Annotated in this window: 18 protein-coding genes and 1 pseudogene; 15 read left to right on the forward strand and 4 right to left on the reverse strand. The window is 40.1% G+C overall.

Annotated features, from left to right (window positions below; translation table 11 throughout):
* The first annotated feature begins 39 nt into the window (after positions 1-39).
* The 10 genes and pseudogenes from rpmG to HT709_RS10810 all read left to right on the forward strand — a co-directional run.
* Positions 40-189, forward strand: a complete 150-nt coding sequence (rpmG, locus tag HT709_RS10765; protein WP_001809104.1) for a 50S ribosomal protein L33 — start codon at positions 40-42, stop codon at positions 187-189.
* 39 nt (positions 190-228) lie between these two features.
* The gene (gene secG, locus HT709_RS10770) at positions 229-462 is read left to right on the forward strand and encodes a preprotein translocase subunit SecG (protein WP_000282517.1); all 234 of its coding nucleotides are present in this window, start codon (positions 229-231) and stop codon (positions 460-462) included.
* Positions 463-723: 261 nt separating this feature from the next.
* Entirely contained in the window at positions 724-3,078 is a 2,355-nt protein-coding gene (rnr, locus tag HT709_RS10775) for a ribonuclease R (RefSeq protein ID WP_138706374.1), read from the forward strand.
* Complete coding sequence (smpB, locus tag HT709_RS10780) at positions 3,041-3,508, forward strand: SsrA-binding protein SmpB (RefSeq protein ID WP_001051744.1); 468 nt, start codon at positions 3,041-3,043, stop codon at positions 3,506-3,508. Before rnr ends, smpB begins: the two co-directional genes overlap by 38 nt.
* Positions 3,509-3,618: 110 nt before the next feature.
* Entirely contained in the window at positions 3,619-4,383 is a 765-nt protein-coding gene (gene tehB / locus HT709_RS10785) for an SAM-dependent methyltransferase TehB (RefSeq protein WP_240156680.1), read from the forward strand.
* Between the two features lie 72 nt (positions 4,384-4,455).
* Positions 4,456-5,409 (forward strand): competence protein CoiA family protein, encoded by a 954-nt coding sequence (locus HT709_RS10790; protein WP_000495916.1) that lies wholly within the window; start codon positions 4,456-4,458, stop codon positions 5,407-5,409.
* An 18-nt stretch (positions 5,410-5,427) separates the two neighbouring features.
* Positions 5,428-7,230 carry an oligoendopeptidase F gene (gene pepF, locus HT709_RS10795; protein ID WP_000244148.1) on the forward strand — a complete coding sequence of 601 codons (1,803 nt, stop codon included), beginning with the start codon at positions 5,428-5,430 and terminating at the stop codon, positions 7,228-7,230.
* A 1-nt stretch (position 7,231) separates the two neighbouring features.
* Positions 7,232-7,945, forward strand: a complete 714-nt coding sequence (locus HT709_RS10800) for an O-methyltransferase (RefSeq protein WP_007285038.1) — start codon at positions 7,232-7,234, stop codon at positions 7,943-7,945.
* 66 nt (positions 7,946-8,011) lie between these two features.
* Positions 8,012-8,953, forward strand: coding sequence for a peptidylprolyl isomerase PrsA (gene prsA, locus HT709_RS10805; protein WP_000727950.1), 942 nt, complete (start codon positions 8,012-8,014; stop codon positions 8,951-8,953).
* Between the two features lie 306 nt (positions 8,954-9,259).
* Positions 9,260-9,355: pseudogene (locus HT709_RS10810) on the forward strand (IS630 family transposase); the annotation flags it as partial.
* A gap of 343 nt (positions 9,356-9,698) precedes the next feature.
* Here the strand turns inward: HT709_RS10810 and HT709_RS10815 are convergent.
* The 4 genes from HT709_RS10815 to HT709_RS10830 all read right to left on the reverse strand — a co-directional run bounded on the left by HT709_RS10815 (position 9,699) and on the right by HT709_RS10830 (position 12,538).
* A complete protein-coding gene (locus HT709_RS10815) occupies positions 9,699-10,319 on the reverse strand; it encodes a histidine phosphatase family protein (protein ID WP_023932732.1) in 621 nt (206 codons plus the stop codon).
* Entirely contained in the window at positions 10,319-10,801 is a 483-nt protein-coding gene (locus HT709_RS10820; protein WP_023938144.1) for an aminoacyl-tRNA deacylase, read from the reverse strand. The genes HT709_RS10815 and HT709_RS10820 overlap by 1 nt, the downstream gene beginning before the upstream one ends.
* Positions 10,801-11,643: a DUF368 domain-containing protein gene (locus HT709_RS10825; protein WP_023938142.1), complete on the reverse strand. Its 843-nt coding sequence runs from the start codon at positions 11,641-11,643 to the stop codon at positions 10,801-10,803. The genes HT709_RS10820 and HT709_RS10825 overlap by 1 nt, the downstream gene beginning before the upstream one ends.
* Before the next feature lie 94 nt (positions 11,644-11,737).
* Entirely contained in the window at positions 11,738-12,538 is an 801-nt protein-coding gene (locus tag HT709_RS10830) for a glycoside hydrolase family 25 protein (RefSeq protein ID WP_172925761.1), read from the reverse strand.
* Positions 12,539-12,681: 143 nt separating this feature from the next.
* On the opposite strand from HT709_RS10830, the gene glmU reads away from it, so the two are divergent.
* From glmU to rocS, 5 genes are all read left to right on the forward strand, one after another.
* Positions 12,682-14,061: a bifunctional UDP-N-acetylglucosamine diphosphorylase/glucosamine-1-phosphate N-acetyltransferase GlmU gene (gene glmU / locus HT709_RS10835; protein WP_119948083.1), complete on the forward strand. Its 1,380-nt coding sequence runs from the start codon at positions 12,682-12,684 to the stop codon at positions 14,059-14,061.
* A 9-nt stretch (positions 14,062-14,070) separates the two neighbouring features.
* Positions 14,071-14,616: an NUDIX hydrolase gene (locus HT709_RS10840; protein ID WP_000393815.1), complete on the forward strand. Its 546-nt coding sequence runs from the start codon at positions 14,071-14,073 to the stop codon at positions 14,614-14,616.
* A gap of 11 nt (positions 14,617-14,627) precedes the next feature.
* The gene (macP, locus tag HT709_RS10845; protein ID WP_000517867.1) at positions 14,628-14,942 is read left to right on the forward strand and encodes a cell wall synthase accessory phosphoprotein MacP; all 315 of its coding nucleotides are present in this window, start codon (positions 14,628-14,630) and stop codon (positions 14,940-14,942) included.
* A gap of 16 nt (positions 14,943-14,958) precedes the next feature.
* Positions 14,959-15,651 carry a 5'-methylthioadenosine/adenosylhomocysteine nucleosidase gene (locus HT709_RS10850; RefSeq protein WP_172925762.1) on the forward strand — a complete coding sequence of 231 codons (693 nt, stop codon included), beginning with the start codon at positions 14,959-14,961 and terminating at the stop codon, positions 15,649-15,651.
* A gap of 76 nt (positions 15,652-15,727) precedes the next feature.
* Positions 15,728-16,219: a chromosome segregation protein RocS gene (gene rocS, locus HT709_RS10855; protein WP_000021242.1), complete on the forward strand. Its 492-nt coding sequence runs from the start codon at positions 15,728-15,730 to the stop codon at positions 16,217-16,219.
* The last annotated feature ends 161 nt before the right edge of the window (positions 16,220-16,380 follow it).

Below are 16,380 nucleotides of genomic sequence, written 5' to 3' on the forward strand. Positions count from 1 at the left end.
TAGTTTTGCAGGAAGTCTAATAAAAGTAAAGGAAATCTAGTGCGAGTAAAAATTAATCTCAAATGCTCCTCTTGTGGCAGTATCAATTACCTAACCAGTAAAAATTCAAAAACCCATCCAGACAAGATTGAGGTTTTAAAGTATTGTCCCAAGGAAAGAAAAGTAACCCTACATCTTGAATCTAAGTAGATTTTATGGTAAAATAATAGGGATTGTAAGGAGTTTGATATGTATAACCTATTATTAACCATTTTATTAGTATTATCTGTTGTGATTGTGATTGCGATTTTCATGCAACCAACTAAAAACCAATCCAGCAATGTATTTGATGCCAGCTCAGGTGATTTGTTTGAACGCAGTAAAGCACGCGGTTTCGAAGCTGTGATGCAGCGTTTGACAGGGATTTTAGTCTTTTTCTGGCTAGCCATTGCCTTAGCATTGACGGTATTATCAAGTAGATAAGAAAATAATGGGCAGGACTAGGTCTTTGCCTCTTTTTGTTTTTATATTCTTCAAAAATCTCTTCAAACCACGTCAGCTTTCATCTGCAATCTCAAAACAGTATTTTGAGCTGACTTCGTCAGTTCTATTCACAACCTCAAAACGGTGTTTTGAGCAACCTGCGGCTAGCTTTTTAGTTTGCTCTTTGATTTTTATTGAGTATGAAAGGATGTTTGAGAAGGTTTTACAGTAAAAGAAAATTAAAAAATCTAGAAAGAAAATATGAAAGATAGAATAAAAGAATATTTACAAGATAAGGGAAAGGTGACTGTTAATGATTTGGCTCAGGCTTTGGGAAAAGATAGTTCCAAGGATTTTCGTGAGTTGATTAAAACCTTGTCCCTAATGGAAAGAAAGCATCAGATACGCTTTGAAGAAGATGGTAGTCTGACATTAGAAATTAAGAAAAAACATGAGATTACCCTCAAGGGGATTTTTCATGCCCATAAAAATGGCTTTGGCTTTGTTAGTCTGGAAGGCGAGGAGGACGACCTTTTTGTAGGAAAAAACGATGTCAACTATGCTATTGATGGTGATACCGTTGAGGTAGTGATTAAGAAAGTCGCTGACCGCAATAAGGGAACAGCAGCAGAAGCAAAAATTATTGATATCTTAGAACACAGTTTGACAACTGTTGTAGGTCAAATCGTTCTGGATCAGGAAAAACCTAAGTATGCAGGCTATATCCGTTCGAAAAATCAGAAAATCAGCCAACCCATCTATGTTAAGAAACCAGCCCTTAAACTGGAGGGAACAGAAGTTCTCAAGGTCTTTATCGATAAATACCCAAGCAAGAAACATGATTTCTTTGTCGCGAGTGTTCTCGATGTGGTGGGACACTCAACAGATGTCGGAATTGATGTTCTTGAGGTCTTGGAATCAATGGACATTGTATCCGAGTTTCCAGAAGCTGTTGTCAAGGAAGCAGAAAGTGTGCCTGATGTTCCGTCTCAAAAGGATATGGAAGGCCGTCTGGATCTAAGAGATGAGATTACCTTTACCATTGACGGTGCGGATGCCAAGGACTTGGACGATGCAGTGCATATCAAGGCTCTGAAAAATGGCAATCTGGAGCTTGGGGTTCACATCGCAGATGTTTCCTACTATGTAACTGAGGGTTCTGCCCTTGACAAGGAAGCCCTTAACCGCGCGACTTCAGTCTATGTAACAGACCGAGTTGTTCCAATGCTTCCAGAACGACTGTCAAACGGCATTTGTTCCCTCAATCCTCAAGTTGACCGTCTAACTCAGTCAGCCATCATGGAGATTGATAAACATGGTCGTGTGGTCAACTATACCATTACACAAACGGTTATCAAGACAAGCTTCCGTATGACCTATAGTGATGTCAATGATATCCTAGCTGGCGACGAGGAAAAGCGACAAGAATATCAGAAAATTGTTCCTAGTATCGAACTTATGGCCAAGCTTCATGAAACTTTAGAAAACATGCGTGTGAAACGTGGTGCCCTTAATTTTGATACCAATGAAGCGAAGATTTTAGTGGATAAACAGGGTAAGCCTGTTGATATCGTTCTTCGTCAGCGTGGCATTGCCGAGCGGATGATTGAGTCTTTTATGTTGATGGCCAATGAAACAGTTGCCGAGCATTTCAGCAAGCTGGACCTACCTTTTATCTATCGAATTCACGAGGAGCCTAAGGCTGAAAAGGTTCAGAAGTTTATTGATTATGCTTCGAGTTTCGGTATTCGAATCTATGGGACTGCTAGTGAAATGAGTCAAGAGGCACTTCAAGATATTATGCGAGCAGTTGAGGGGGAACCTTATGCAGATGTATTGTCCATGATGCTTCTTCGCTCCATGCAGGAGGCTCGTTATTCGGAGTATAATCACGGGCATTATGGACTTGCGGCTGACTATTATACTCACTTTACTAGTCCGATTCGTCGTTATCCAGACCTTCTTGTTCACCGTATGATTCGTGATTACGGCCGTTCTAAGGAAATAGCAGAGCATTTTGAGCAAGTGATTCCAGAGATTGCGACCCAGTCTTCCAACCGTGAACGTCGTGCCATTGAGGCTGAGCGTGAAGTCGAAGCCATGAAAAAGGCTGAGTATATGGAAGAATACGTGGGCGAAGAGTACGATGCGGTTGTGTCCAGCATTGTCAAGTTTGGTCTCTTTGTTGAATTGCCAAACACAGTTGAAGGCTTGATTCACATCACAAATCTACCTGAATTTTATCATTTCAATGAGCGTGATTTGACTCTTCGTGGGGAGAAATCAGGAACAACTTTCCGTGTAGGTCAGCAAATCCGTATCCGAGTTGAAAGAGCCGACAAGATGACGGGTGAAATTGACTTCTCTTACATCCCAAGTGAGTTTGATGTGATTGAAAAAGGCTTAAAACAGTCTAATCGTAGTGACAGAGGGCGTGGTTCAAATCGTCGTTCAGATAAGAAGGAAGATAAGAGAAAATCAGGACGCTCAAATGATAAGCGCAAGCATTCACAAAAAGACAAGAAGAAAAAAGGAAAGAAACCTTTTTACAAGGAAGTAGCTAAGAAAGGAGCCAAGCATGGCAAAGGGCGAGGGAAAGGTCGTCGCACAAAATAAAAAGGCGCGCCACGACTATACAATCATAGATACGCTAGAGGCAGGGATGGTTCTGACTGGAACTGAAATCAAGAGTGTACGAGCTGCTCGAATCAATCTCAAGGATGGCTTTGCCCAAGTAAAAAATGGAGAGGTCTGGTTGAGCAATGTCCATATCGCTCCTTACGAAGAGGGCAATATCTGGAACCAAGAACCAGAACGTCGTCGTAAACTCCTGCTCCATAAAAAGCAAATCCAAAAGTTGGAACAAGAGACTAAAGGGACAGGAATGACCCTGGTTCCTCTTAAAGTCTATATCAAAGACGGTTATGCCAAGCTTCTTTTAGGTTTAGCTAAAGGGAAGCATGACTACGATAAGAGAGAGTCTATCAAACGTCGTGAGCAAAACCGCGACATCGCGCGCGTGATGAAAGCTGTTAATCAGCGATAAAAAGAGGAATTGAAAATGGAAAAATTAGTTGCCTATAAACGCATGCCTTTGTAGACTAAAGAAACCATGCCTGAAGCTGTTCAGCAAAAGCACAATACAAAAGTTGGGACTTGGGGAAAATTACTGTCTTGAAGGGAGTTCTCAAGTTTATTGAATTGACAGAAGAAGGGGAAGTTCTAGCTGAACACCTCTTTGAAGCAGGGGCAGATAATCCCATGGCACAACCACAAGTCTGGCACCGAGTGGAAGCTGCCACAGATGATGTGGAATGGTACTTGGAATTTTATTGTAAACCTGAGGATTATTTCCCTAAGAAATACAATACCAATCCTTTTCATTCAGAGGTTCTAGAGGCCATGCAGACAGTAAAACCAGGGAAAGCTTTGGATTTGGGTTGTGGTCAGGGGCGCAATTCTCTTTTTCTAGCCCAGCAAGGTTTTGATGTGACGGCTGTAGATCAAAATGACCTGACCCTTGAAATCTTGCAAAGTATTGTGGAGCAAGAAGATCTGGACATGACTGTTGGTCTTTACGATATCAATTCAGCTAGCATTGGGCAAGAATATGATTTTATCGTATCAACTGTTGTTCTCATGTTTCTACAAGCAGACTGCATTCCAGCTATTATTCAAAATATGCAGGATAAAACCAGTGTTGGTGGCTATAATCTTATCGTTTGTGCTATGGACACGGAGGATTATCCTTGCTCAGTGAACTTCCCATTCACCTTTAAAGAAGGGGAATTGGCAGACTATTACAAGGATTGGGAATTGGTTAAGTACAATGAAAATCCAGGCCATTTGCACCGTCGCGATGAAAATGGCAATCGTATTCAACTACGCTTTGCAACCATGCTAGCCAAGAAAATCAAATAAAAATGAATGAAGATTAGGAATTTTCCTGATCTTTTTTCTTTTTTACGAATAATATAGAAAAGGAGGGAAATCATGTTTGTTGCGAGAGATGCTAGGGGAAAATTGGTAAATGTGTTAGAGGATAAGCTTGAGAAGCAAGCATACACCTGCCCAGCTTGTGGAGGTCAGCTTCGTTTGCGTCAAGGACCAAGTGTACGGACCCATTTTGCCCATAAATCCTTAAAAGACTGTGATTATTCCTCTGAAAATGAAAGTTCAGAACATCTGGCCAATAAGGAATCACTTTATCACTGGTTGAAAAAAGATTCAGAGGTTCAATTAGAATACCTGCTTCCAGAACTTAAACAGATTGCGGATGTGTTTGTAAATGGCAATCTAGCTTTAGAGGTTCAATGTAGTCCCTTGCCACAAAAAGTTCTTAAAGAGCGCAGTGAGGGTTATCGTAGCCAGGGTTACCAAGTACTGTGGCTACTGGGAGAAAAACTTTGGCTCAAGGAGCGTTTGACTCGTCTGCAACAAGGTTTTCTCTATTTTAGTCAAAACATGGGCTTTTATGTTTGGGAAGTAGACAAGGGAAAGCAGATTTTAAGGCTTAAATATCTCATACACCAGGATCTTCGAGGTAAACTCCATTATCAAATCAAGGAATTTCCCTGTGGTCAAGGTAGTCTACTGGAGATATTACGTTTTCCCTATAAGAAACAAAAAATATCTCATTTTACAGTTTCTGAGGATAAGGACATCTGTTGTTATATCCGGCAACAACTGTACTATCAAAATCCCATTTGGATGAAAGAACAAGCAGAAGCCTATCAAAAGGGAGAAAATGTCCTGACTTATGGGCTGAAAGAATGGTATCCACAAATTCGACCACTAGTAGGTGATTTTTGCCAAATTGAGAAGGATTTGACCAGCTATTATCAGTATTTTCAAATCTATTACCAAGAAAATCCTCAAAATGATTGGCAAAAGCTTTATCCACCAGCCTTTTATCAGCAATATTTCTTGAAAAATATGGTAGAATAGAAAGGATGGAGGAATCTAATGGTATTACAAAGAAACGAAATAAATGAAAAAGATACATGGGATCTATCAACGATCTACCCAACTGACCAGGCTTGGGAAGAAGCCTTAAAAGATTTAACAGAACAGCTGGAGACAGTAGCCCAGTATGAAGGCCATCTCTTGGATAGTGCGGATAGCCTACTCGAAATTACTGAATTTTCTCTTGAAATGGAACGCCAGATGGAGAAGCTTTACGTTTATGCTCATATGAAGAATGATCAGGATACACGTGAAGCTAAGTATCAAGAGTACTATGCCAAAGCAATGACACTCTATAGTCAGCTAGACCAAGCCTTTTCATTCTATGATCCTGAATTTATGGAGATTAGCGAAAAGCAGTATGCTGACTTTTTAGAGTCTCAACCAAAATTGCAGGTTTATCAACACTATTTTGACAAGCTTTTGCAAGGAAAGGATCATGTTCTTTCACAACGCGAAGAAGAATTATTAGCTGGAGCTGGAGAAATCTTTGGTTCAGCAAGCGAAACCTTCGCTATTTTGGACAATGCGGATATTGTGTTCCCTTATGTCCTCGACGATGATGGTAAGGAAGTTCAGCTATCTCATGGGACCTACACACGTTTGATGGAGTCTAAAAATCGTGAGATTCGCCGTGGGGCCTATCAAGCCCTTTATGCGACTTACGAACAATTCCAACACACCTATGCTAAAACCTTGCAAACCAATGTTAAGGTGCAAAACTATCGTGCTAAAGTTCGCAACTACAAGAGCGCTCGTCATGCAGCCCTAGCGGCTAATTTTGTTCCAGAAAATGTTTATGACAATTTGGTAGCAGCAGTTCGCAAGCATTTGCCACTCTTGCATCGTTACCTTGAACTTCGTTCAAAAATCTTGGGAATTTCAGATCTCAAGATGTACGATGTCTACACACCACTTTCATCTGTTGAATATAGTTTTACCTACCAAGAAGCCTTGAGAAAAGCAGAAGATGCCTTGGCAGTCTTGGGTGAGGATTACTTGAGCCGTGTTAAACGTGCCTTCAGCGAGCGTTGGATTGATGTTTACGAAAACCAAGGAAAGCGTTCAGGTGCCTATTCTGGTGGTTCTTACGATACCAATGCCTTTATGCTTCTTAACTGGCAGGACAATCTGGACAATCTCTTTACTCTTGTTCATGAAACAGGTCACAGTATGCATTCAAGCTATACTCGTGAAACGCAACCTTATGTTTACGGAGATTATTCGATCTTCTTGGCTGAGATTGCCTCAACGACCAATGAAAATATCTTGACGGAGAAATTATTGGAAGAAGTGGAAGACGATGCAACGCGCTTTGCTATTCTCAATAACTTCCTAGACGGTTTCCGTGGGACAGTTTTCCGCCAAACTCAATTTGCTGAGTTTGAACACGCGATTCACCAAGCGGATCAAAATGGTGAAGTCTTGACAAGCGATTTCTTAAATAAACTCTATGCTGACTTGAACCAAGAGTATTATGGTTTGAGTAAGGAAGACAATCCGGAAATCCAATACGAGTGGGCTCGGATTCCACACTTCTACTATAACTACTATGTATACCAATATTCAACAGGCTTTGCGGCGGCCTCAGCCTTGGCTGAAAAAATTGTCCATGGTAGTCAAGAAGACCGTGACCGCTATATCGACTACCTCAAGGCAGGTAAATCTGACTATCCACTTAATGTCATGAGAAAAGCTGGCGTTGATATGGAGAAGGAAGACTATCTCAACGATGCCTTTGCAGTCTTTGAACGTCGTTTGAATGAGTTTGAAGCCCTTGTTGAAAAATTGGGATTGGCGTAAGATGGTTGAATCGTATAGTAAAAATGCCAACCATAACATGCGTCGCCCTGTCGTCAAGGAAGAAATTGTAGACTTGATGCGTCAGCGTCAAAAGCAAGTCACAGGTTCCTTGAAAGAATTGGAAGACTTTGCCCGCAAGGAAAATATTCCCATTATTCCCCATGAAACGGTTGTTTATTTCAGGTTTCTCATGGAAACCATGCAACCTAAAAACATTCTGGAAATTGGGACGGCTATCGGTTTTTCAGCTCTCTTGATGGCAGAGCATGCGCCAAATGCTAAGATTACAACCATTGACCGTAATCCAGAAATGATTGGTTTTGCCAAGGAAAATTTTGCCCAGTTTGACAGTCGCAAGCAAATCACTCTCCTAGAGGGAGATGCGGTAGACGTCTTATCTACACTGACAGAGTCTTATGATTTCGTCTTTATGGATTCTGCCAAGTCTAAATACATCGTCTTTCTGCCAGAAATCCTCAAACATTTGGAAGTTGGAGGTGTGGTTGTCTTGGATGATATTTTTCAAGGTGGTGATGTTGCCAAGGACATTATGGAAGTTCGTCGTGGCCAGCGAACCATTTATCGAGGACTTCAAAGACTATTTGATGCAACCTTAGACAATCCAGGACTCACCGCAACATTAGTACCTCTGGGGGACGGCATTCTCATGCTTCGTAAAAATGTAGCAGATGTTCAATTGCCTGACAGCGAATGATTTTCAGAAAAATTTAAGAAAATATAGTAAAATAGATAGAGTAACACTTATCTCAAAGGAGTAGACATGAAGAAAAAACTATTGGCAGGTGCCATTACACTATTATCAGTAGCAACTTTAGCAGCTTGTTCGAAAGGTTCAGAAGGGGCAGACCTTATCAGCATGAAAGGGGATGTCATCACAGAACATCAATTTTATGAGCAAGTGAAAAGCAACCCTTCAGCCCAACAAGTCTTGTTAAATATGACCATCCAAAAAGTTTTTGAAAAACAATATGGCTCAGAGCTTGATGATAAAGAGGTTGATGATACTATTGCCGAAGAAGAAAAACAATATGGTGAAAACTACCAACGTGTCTTGTCACAAGCAGGTATGACTCTTGAAACACGTAAAGCTCAAATTCGTACAAGTAAATTAGTTGAGTTGGCAGTTAAGAAGGCAGCAGAAGCTGAATTGACAGATGATGCTTACAAGAAGGCCTTTGACGAATACACTCCAGATGTAACGGCTCAAATCATCCGTTTGGACAATGAAGACAAGGCCAAAGAAGTTCTCGAAAAAGCCAAGGCAGAAGGTGCTGATTTTGCTCAATTAGCCAAAGATAACTCAACTGATGAAAAAACAAAAGAAAATGGTGGAGAAATTACCTTTGATTCTGCTTCAACGGAAGTACCTGAGCAAGTCAAGAAAGCCGCTTTCGCTTTAGATGTAAACGGCGTTTCTGATGTGATTACAGCAACTGGCACACAAGCCTACAGTAGCCAATATTACATTGTAAAACTCATTAAGAAAACAGAAAAATCATCTAATATTGATGACTACAAAGAAAAATTAAAAACTGTTATCTTGACTCAAAAACAAAATGATTCAACATTTGTTCAAAGCATTATCGGAAAAGAATTGCAAGCAGTCAATATCAAGGTTAAGGACCAAGCCTTCCAAAATATCTTTACCCAATATATCGGTGGTGGAGATTCAAGCTCAAGCAGTAGTACATCAAACGAATAGTCCAAATCAATAAGTCAGGGAAAAAACTCGACTTCAGGAAAAAATGAAGTAAATCTTCCCACAATAAAACGCATAGTACAAGGTTTTCAATACCTGATATTATGCGTTTTTTGATTTTAAAGACTTTTTGACTAGCCCCATTTTTTAACTTAATACTCAGTGAAAAGCAAAGATTAAACTAGGAAGCTAGCTGTAGGCTGCTCAAAGAACAGCTTTGAGGTTGCAGATAAGTCTTATGAGGTCACCAACATATATAATGTGAAGCTGACGTGGTTTGAATAGATTTTAGAAGAGTATGAGTTGGAAGTTTTAATGGATAATGCAAGATTCCATAGAATGGGTAAGCTAGAGTTCTTATGTGAAGAGTTTGGGCATAAACTTTTACCTCTTCCTCCCTACTCATCTTATACTCAATGAAAATCAAAGAGCAAACTAGGAAACTAGTCGCAGGTTGTACTTGAGTACGGCAAGGCGACGTTGACGCGGTTTGAAGAGATTTTCGAAGAGTATTAGTATAGAAAAGTGAATCTGAACTAGTACATCACTGCTTCTAAAACATTCTTATAAATTGATTTAAATTCTCAAATCAATTTATTCAGTTCATATTTCATTTTGCTCTACAATTCTGTTGAGAAGACATGTGTTCATATCAAAAAGGTATTGGCAAGTTGCAATACCTTTTTACGAGTCTCTTTTGTCTTATTTTTGTTTCAACTGACTATATCTCCAGAAGACTAGGCTATAATTATGATTGATAAGAAGTATCATTCCAAGTATCAAGAGTGAATGTTTCAAAATCATGGGTTTCTAGAATGGTCAGGCTGGCATTTGCTAGACCGCCATCTTTACGAAGAAGTGGTTCTTTATAACCTAGAAGAGTACGAATACTGGCAGTAAGATTAGCGCCATGCCCGACAATCAGAATACGCTCAGCTGGACTATCTTTTAATGATTTGATAAATTGGATTGTCCGTTGCGTGGTGCTATAGAGGGATTCGGCTCCAAACATTTGAGTGTCAAATTGAGCAAGATTAGTACGGAAAGCCTGGATTTGTTGCGGGTAAATAGCTTCCAAGGTTGCAATTTTCAAACCTTCTAATTTACCTAGCTGCCATTCACGGAGATTCGGAACACTTTCTAAAGGACAGGGTGTCTTGAGTTGACTTTGGATAATCTCGGCAGATTTGACAGCTCGAGGTAAATCACTTGAATAAATCTGATCAAAAGGAATTTCCTTGAGATATTGGCCAAGTCGTTTTAGGGTTTCAATGGATTCAGGAAGAAGAGGAGAATCACCGCTAGCACCTTGAAAACGACCTTCTTGGTTCCAGACCGTACGACCGTGGCGGACAAAGTAGAGTTTCATTACTTGCTGTCCTCCAAAATATCTACAAAGTCAGCCTTTACAAAGCTAGCCAAGTCTTGTGGCGCGACGATAATGCTATGACCAACTTCCCCAGCAGAAACAATCATTTGATTCAAGTCGAGAGCGATTTTATCGATAAAAATGGGGTAATTATGTTTTTGACGAATACCAACAGGATTATTGGCTCCATGAATATAACCTGTTGTTTTTTCCAAGTCCTTTTGTGGAATCATGTTCACTTTTTTATTGCCAGAAATTTTGGCTAGTTTCTTTTCCGACAGGTGTTGAGTGATAGGGACAATTCCAATAATCGGTCCTGTCTTGTCTCCTAAAAGAGCCAAGGTTTTGAAAATCTGATCTCGTTCATAACCTTGAGGCAGCTCTCCTTCCAGGGCATTGATTTGAATCCCCTGATGTGGGATGCCTGCTTTCGACAGGATTTGTTCCACCAATGTTTTTTTGATTTTTACTTTTTTTGCCATTATTTATACTTATCCTCCAATTGGCTCATCCAAATACCAAGCCAGATTCCCAGCGCAAAGAAGAAGGCGATGATGACATACCCAACAAGAGAAAGGCCAGTGTATTGGATACTTTCAGCGTTTCCTGCATTTGGAATTAAGATCAAAAGGGTACTTGATAGGACGATACCGATGATGAAATGATAGACGCGTGAGTGGTAGTTGTTTAAGGCATAATCCATCAATTTTGAAAAAACGATGAGAGTTGCACCTGCACCAATTCCAATCGGAAAGAAGGTTCCCAAGAGATCAAAAGTTTTAAAACCAGTCAACATAGGAGCATAGAGTCCCAAAATCAAAAGTAAATTTGATGGGCTGAGGCCAGGAACCAAGACGCCAAGGGCCAATAGTGCGCCTGCTAGGACGAAGTTAAGAAAGCTGGCGCTTAAGGTTCCAACGACAAAATTTAAGGCATAGAGTCCTAGTCCAGAAATGATAAAGGTTGTCCAGAACCAAGCTAAATCAATCTTGTCTCGATCAGATTCTCGAGTTGATTCCTTGAGGAGGCTAGGAACTGTACCAATGATGGCACCCGCAAAGCTCCATAAGACAAAGACCTGATAATTTTCAAGCAGGTATTCAATTGGGTAGGAAAATAAGCCGATTCCCAGAAGCATACCGATGGCAACTGGAATAAAGTACAAAACATTTTCTTTAAAGTCTTTAAAAGGATGGGCCAGAAAGCCAATCATTCGTTCGTAAATGCCTAAGATTGCTGCTAGAACCCCTCCGGAAATTCCCGGTAGAATAAATCCAAGAGCAATCACAATCCCTTTAATAAGGCGCGCTAACCATGAGAGCATATAGTTCCTCCAACTATTTCTATTTCAAAAAATCCTTACTATATTGTATCACAATCAAACACAAAAAGAAAAAGCAAATGCTAAACAAATGCTTTTAAGGTTTTAAAAAGAGTTTTCGAAAGGTTTCTTCTTTATTTTTTAAGGGAGAGATGACGTTGATATCCAAATTGTGGTCAAAGCCGGCAATTTTCCCTTTAGATGTGTATTGGTGAATATCATAATCTAAATCAGTTTTAGGACTGCTCTCCAAAAATCCTGAGTCTGAGCCGTAGGACGGAATCCAAACAGAGGTAAACTTGCCTGTATCAATACTATGTTCTTCCATGAAGTAGACACCAACGTAGATTCCGATGTTTTTAGCACCTAGTGATGCTAGTTTTGCTCGAAAGGCTTCAACACCCTCGTTCATATTGGACATGGTTTTATCTTCTACGTCTAGCCAATAGTAACTAGGGCTGTAAGGAGAGGCAGCATTGTAGAAAACTTCGGCAGCCTTTTCCATTTCTTGGACACTTTTTCCAGCGACATAAGCGTAGACAGCAACTGGGACATTCCGCTTTTGAAGTTCAGTGATATGACTCTTATAGGCCTTATCTATTCCATTGATAAAGGAAGCATCATTTTCTTTTGTCGTTTGAGCACCACTGTGAACACGAACAATAGCGCCTGAAATATTTTGTGAGAGGGCATCGTAGTTGATTTCCTCAGGACGCTGCCAGCCAGAGAGGTCAATAATCGGTTTGTCTAAGTGTTTCAAAGCCTGTGCTTCAATCTGTGCTATATTGGATTTTGTTTTAAACGATTGGTTGTCATTAAGTGGGCGATTGATGATTAAAATGAACATCATAATCCCAAAAAAACTAAATAAAATAAGTGGATGAATTTGTTTTCTCATATCTCATAATTTTACCCTAAAAATCAAAAAAAATCAAAAAAATGGGTTAAGGAAAGGACTTTGGAGCATTTTTTCATTCAAGAGCGCGGAATGATTTGAAATATGGTATAATAAAAGGGAATTTCTACAGAAAAGAGAAGATTATGTCAAATTTTGCCATTATTTTAGCAGCGGGTAAAGGGACTCGCATGAAATCTGATTTGCCAAAAGTGTTGCACAAGGTTGCGGGTATTTCTATGTTGGAACATGTTTTCCGTAGTGTGGGAGCTATCCAACCTGAAAAGACAGTAACAGTTGTAGGACACAAGGCAGAATTGGTTGAGGAGGTCTTGGCTGGACAGACAGAATTTGTGACTCAATCTGAACAGTTGGGTACTGGGCATGCGGTTATGATGACAGAGCCTATCTTGGAAGGTTTGTCAGGTCACACCTTGGTCATCGCAGGAGATACTCCTTTAATCACAGGTGAAAGCTTGAAAAACTTGATTGATTTCCACATCAATCATAAAAATGTGGCTACTATCTTGACTGCTGAAACGGATAATCCTTTTGGCTATGGACGAATTGTGCGTAATGACAATGCTGAAGTTCTTCGCATTGTTGAGCAGAAGGATGCTACAGATTTTGAAAAGCAAATCAAGGAAATCAACACTGGAACTTATGTTTTTGACAACGAGCGTTTATTTGAGGCTTTGAAAAATATCAATACTAATAATGCTCAAGGCGAATACTATATTACAGATGTCATTGGCATTTTCCGTGAAGCTGGTGAAAAAGTTGGCGCTTATACTTTGAAAGATTTTGATGAAAGTCTTGGGGTAAATGATCGTGTGGCTCTTGCGACAGCTGAGTCGGTTATGCGTCGTCGCATCAATCACCAACATATGGTCAATGGGGTTAGCTTTGTCAACCCAGAAGCAACTTATATTGATATTGATGTTGAGATTGCGCCTGAAGTTCAAATCGAAGCCAATGTTACCTTGAAAGGTCAAACGAAAATTGGCGCTGAGACTGTTTTGACAAACGGTACTTATGTAGTGGATAGCACTATCGGAGTAGGTTCTGTCATTACCAATTCTATGATTGAAGAAAGTAGTGTTGCTGACGGTGTGACAGTCGGTCCTTATGCCCACATTCGTCCAGGTTCAAGTCTGGGTGCCCAAGTTCATATTGGAAACTTTGTTGAGGTGAAAGGTTCTTCAATCGGTGAGAATACCAAGGCTGGTCATTTGACTTATATTGGAAACTGTGAAGTGGGTAGCAAGGTTAATTTTGGTGCAGGAACCATTACAGTCAACTATGACGGCAAAAACAAATACAAGACAGTCATTGGAAACAATGTCTTTGTTGGTTCAAATTCAACCATTATTGCGCCAGTTGAGTTAGGTGATAATTCCCTCGTTGGTGCTGGTTCAACTATTACTAAAGATGTTCCAGCAGATGCTATTGCTATTGGTCGCGGTCGTCAGGTCAATAAAGACGAATATGCAACACGCCTTCCTCACCATCCTAAGAATCAGTAGGAGCCTATCATGGAATTTGAAGAAAAAACTCTTAGCCGAAAAGAAATCTATCAAGGACCAATATTTAAACTGGTTCAAGATCAGGTTGAATTACCAGAAGGTAAAGGAACTGCTCAACGGGATTTGATTTTCCACAATGGAGCTGTCTGTGTTTTAGCAGTAACGGATGAACAAAAACTTATCTTGGTCAAGCAGTATCGCAAAGCCATCGAGGCTGTCTCTTACGAAATTCCAGCCGGAAAATTGGAGGTAGGAGAAAATACAGACCCTGTTGCAGCAGCTCTGCGTGAATTAGAGGAAGAAACAGCTTATACAGGGAAATTAGAACTCTTGTATGACTTTTATTCAGCTATTGGCTTTTGTAATGAAAAGTTAAAACTATACCTAGCAAGCGATTTGACAAAGGTGGAAAATCCGCGTCCGCAGGATGAAGATGAGACCTTGGAAGTCCTTGAAGTGAGCTTAGAAGAAGCCAAGGAATTAATCCAATTAGGTCATATCTGTGATGCCAAGACAATTATGGCTGTACAATATTGGGAATTGCACAAAAAATAGAGGAGGTCAGTATGGGTAAACCTTTATTAACGGATGAAATGATTGAAAGAGCTAATAGAGGCGAAAAAATTTCAGGTCCTCCTTTGCTAGATGATAATGAGGAGACTAAGATTTTACCAACCTCTTCTTCCCGTTTTGGTTATGCCAATCCTAAGGGACATGGCTTTAGTCAGGAAACCTTGAAGATTCAGGTTGAACCATCTATTCATAAAAGTCGTCGCATTGAAAATACCAAGAGAAATGTCTTCAATTCTAAGTTGAATAAGATTTTATTTGCAGTCATCTTTCTCTTGATTTTGCTTGTCTTAGCAATGAAACTTTTGTAATAGAAAAGGAATTGAAATGAAAATAGGAATTATTGCAGCTATGCCAGAAGAACTAGCTTATTTGGTCCAGCATTTAGAAAATGCCCAAGAGCAAGTTGTCTTAGGAAATACCTATCATAAAGGCACCATTGCTTCTCATGAAGTCGTTCTTGTAGAGAGTGGAATTGGTAAGGTCATGTCTGCTATGAGTGTGGCGATTTTGGCTGATCATTTTCAAGTGGATGCTTTGATTAACACGGGATCAGCTGGGGCAGTAGCAGAAGGTATCGCTGTTGGGGATGTCGTGATTGCTGACAAATTAGCCTATCATGATGTGGATGTCACAGCTTTTGGCTATGCTTATGGACAAATGGCGCAACAACCGCTTTATTTCGAATCAGATAAAACCTTTGTTGCCAAAATCCAAGAGAGTTTATCTCAATTGGACCAGAACTGGCATCTTGGTTTGATTGCTACAGGAGATAGTTTTGTTGCAGGAAATGATAAGATAGGAGCGATTAAGTCCCATTTCCCAGAAGTTTTAGCTGTTGAGATGGAGGGGGCAGCTATTGCTCAGGCAGCGCATGCTCTTAATCTTCCAGTCTTAGTCATCCGAGCTATGAGTGATAATGCCAACCATGAAGCAAACATCTCTTTTGATGAGTTTATTATCGAAGCTGGACGTCGCTCTGCTCAAGTCTTATTAGCCTTTTTGAAGGCTTTAGATTAAGCGGAAATTTGACAGTTTTTCTAGCTTATGATAAGATTTAAGTAAAGAAAAGCTAGAAAACGTTTCAGAGGATATTATGAGTATTGAAATGACCGTCAGTGAGATTGCAGAGGTCTTAGGATTATCTCGCCAAGCAATCAATAACCGTGTCAAAGAATTACCAGAAGAAGACACAGATAAAAATGACAAAGGGGTAACAGTCGTTACCAGAAGTGGCTTGATTAAGCTAGAAGAAATCTATAAAAAAACGATTTTTGAAGATGAGCCTGTCAGTGAAGATGTCAAGCAACGTGAACTGATGGAGATTCTGGTTGATGAGAAGAATGCAGAAATTCTTCGTCTCTATGAACAATTGAAAGCCAAGGATCGTCAGTTATCAGAAAAAGACGAGCAGATGCGTATCAAAGACCGTCAGATTGCTGAGAAAGACAAACAACTGGATCAGCAGCAACAATTGACCCTTCAAGCTATGAAGGATCAAGAAAATCTTAAGCTAGAGCTGGACCAAGCAAAAGAAGAAGTCCAATCAACTAAGAAAGGCTTTTTTGCTCGTTTATTTGGAGGATAATCAAGGAGCTGTTTAGGTTACATGCTAACCTGATGGCTTCTTTTGTTTCTAATCTAAATAGTATAGTTGCTCAAGTAATACTCAATGAAAATCAAAGAGCAAACTAGGAAGCTAGCCGCAGGCTGCTCAAAGCACTGCTTTGAGGTTGTAGATAAGACTGA

The organism is Streptococcus sp. 1343 (assembly GCF_013277355.1).
GTDB classification, from domain to species: domain Bacteria; phylum Bacillota; class Bacilli; order Lactobacillales; family Streptococcaceae; genus Streptococcus; species Streptococcus pseudopneumoniae.

Excerpts from the sequence above, each read along its gene's own strand:
- secG (WP_000282517.1), top strand. The coding sequence starts at position 229 with ATGTATAACCTATTATTAACCATTTTATTAGTATTATCTGTTGTGATT.
- rnr (WP_138706374.1), top strand. The coding sequence starts at position 724 with ATGAAAGATAGAATAAAAGAATATTTACAAGATAAGGGAAAGGTGACT.
- smpB (WP_001051744.1), top strand. The coding sequence starts at position 3,041 with ATGGCAAAGGGCGAGGGAAAGGTCGTCGCACAAAATAAAAAGGCGCGC.
- HT709_RS10790 (WP_000495916.1), top strand. The coding sequence starts at position 4,456 with ATGTTTGTTGCGAGAGATGCTAGGGGAAAATTGGTAAATGTGTTAGAG.
- pepF (WP_000244148.1), top strand. The coding sequence starts at position 5,428 with ATGGTATTACAAAGAAACGAAATAAATGAAAAAGATACATGGGATCTA.
- HT709_RS10800 (WP_007285038.1), top strand. The coding sequence starts at position 7,232 with ATGGTTGAATCGTATAGTAAAAATGCCAACCATAACATGCGTCGCCCT.
- prsA (WP_000727950.1), top strand. The coding sequence starts at position 8,012 with ATGAAGAAAAAACTATTGGCAGGTGCCATTACACTATTATCAGTAGCA.
- HT709_RS10815 (WP_023932732.1), bottom strand. The coding sequence starts at position 10,319 with ATGAAACTCTACTTTGTCCGCCACGGTCGTACGGTCTGGAACCAAGAA.
- HT709_RS10820 (WP_023938144.1), bottom strand. The coding sequence starts at position 10,801 with ATGGCAAAAAAAGTAAAAATCAAAAAAACATTGGTGGAACAAATCCTG.
- HT709_RS10825 (WP_023938142.1), bottom strand. The coding sequence starts at position 11,643 with ATGCTCTCATGGTTAGCGCGCCTTATTAAAGGGATTGTGATTGCTCTT.
- HT709_RS10830 (WP_172925761.1), bottom strand. The coding sequence starts at position 12,538 with ATGAGAAAACAAATTCATCCACTTATTTTATTTAGTTTTTTTGGGATT.
- glmU (WP_119948083.1), top strand. The coding sequence starts at position 12,682 with ATGTCAAATTTTGCCATTATTTTAGCAGCGGGTAAAGGGACTCGCATG.
- HT709_RS10840 (WP_000393815.1), top strand. The coding sequence starts at position 14,071 with ATGGAATTTGAAGAAAAAACTCTTAGCCGAAAAGAAATCTATCAAGGA.
- macP (WP_000517867.1), top strand. The coding sequence starts at position 14,628 with ATGGGTAAACCTTTATTAACGGATGAAATGATTGAAAGAGCTAATAGA.
- HT709_RS10850 (WP_172925762.1), top strand. The coding sequence starts at position 14,959 with ATGAAAATAGGAATTATTGCAGCTATGCCAGAAGAACTAGCTTATTTG.
- rocS (WP_000021242.1), top strand. The coding sequence starts at position 15,728 with ATGAGTATTGAAATGACCGTCAGTGAGATTGCAGAGGTCTTAGGATTA.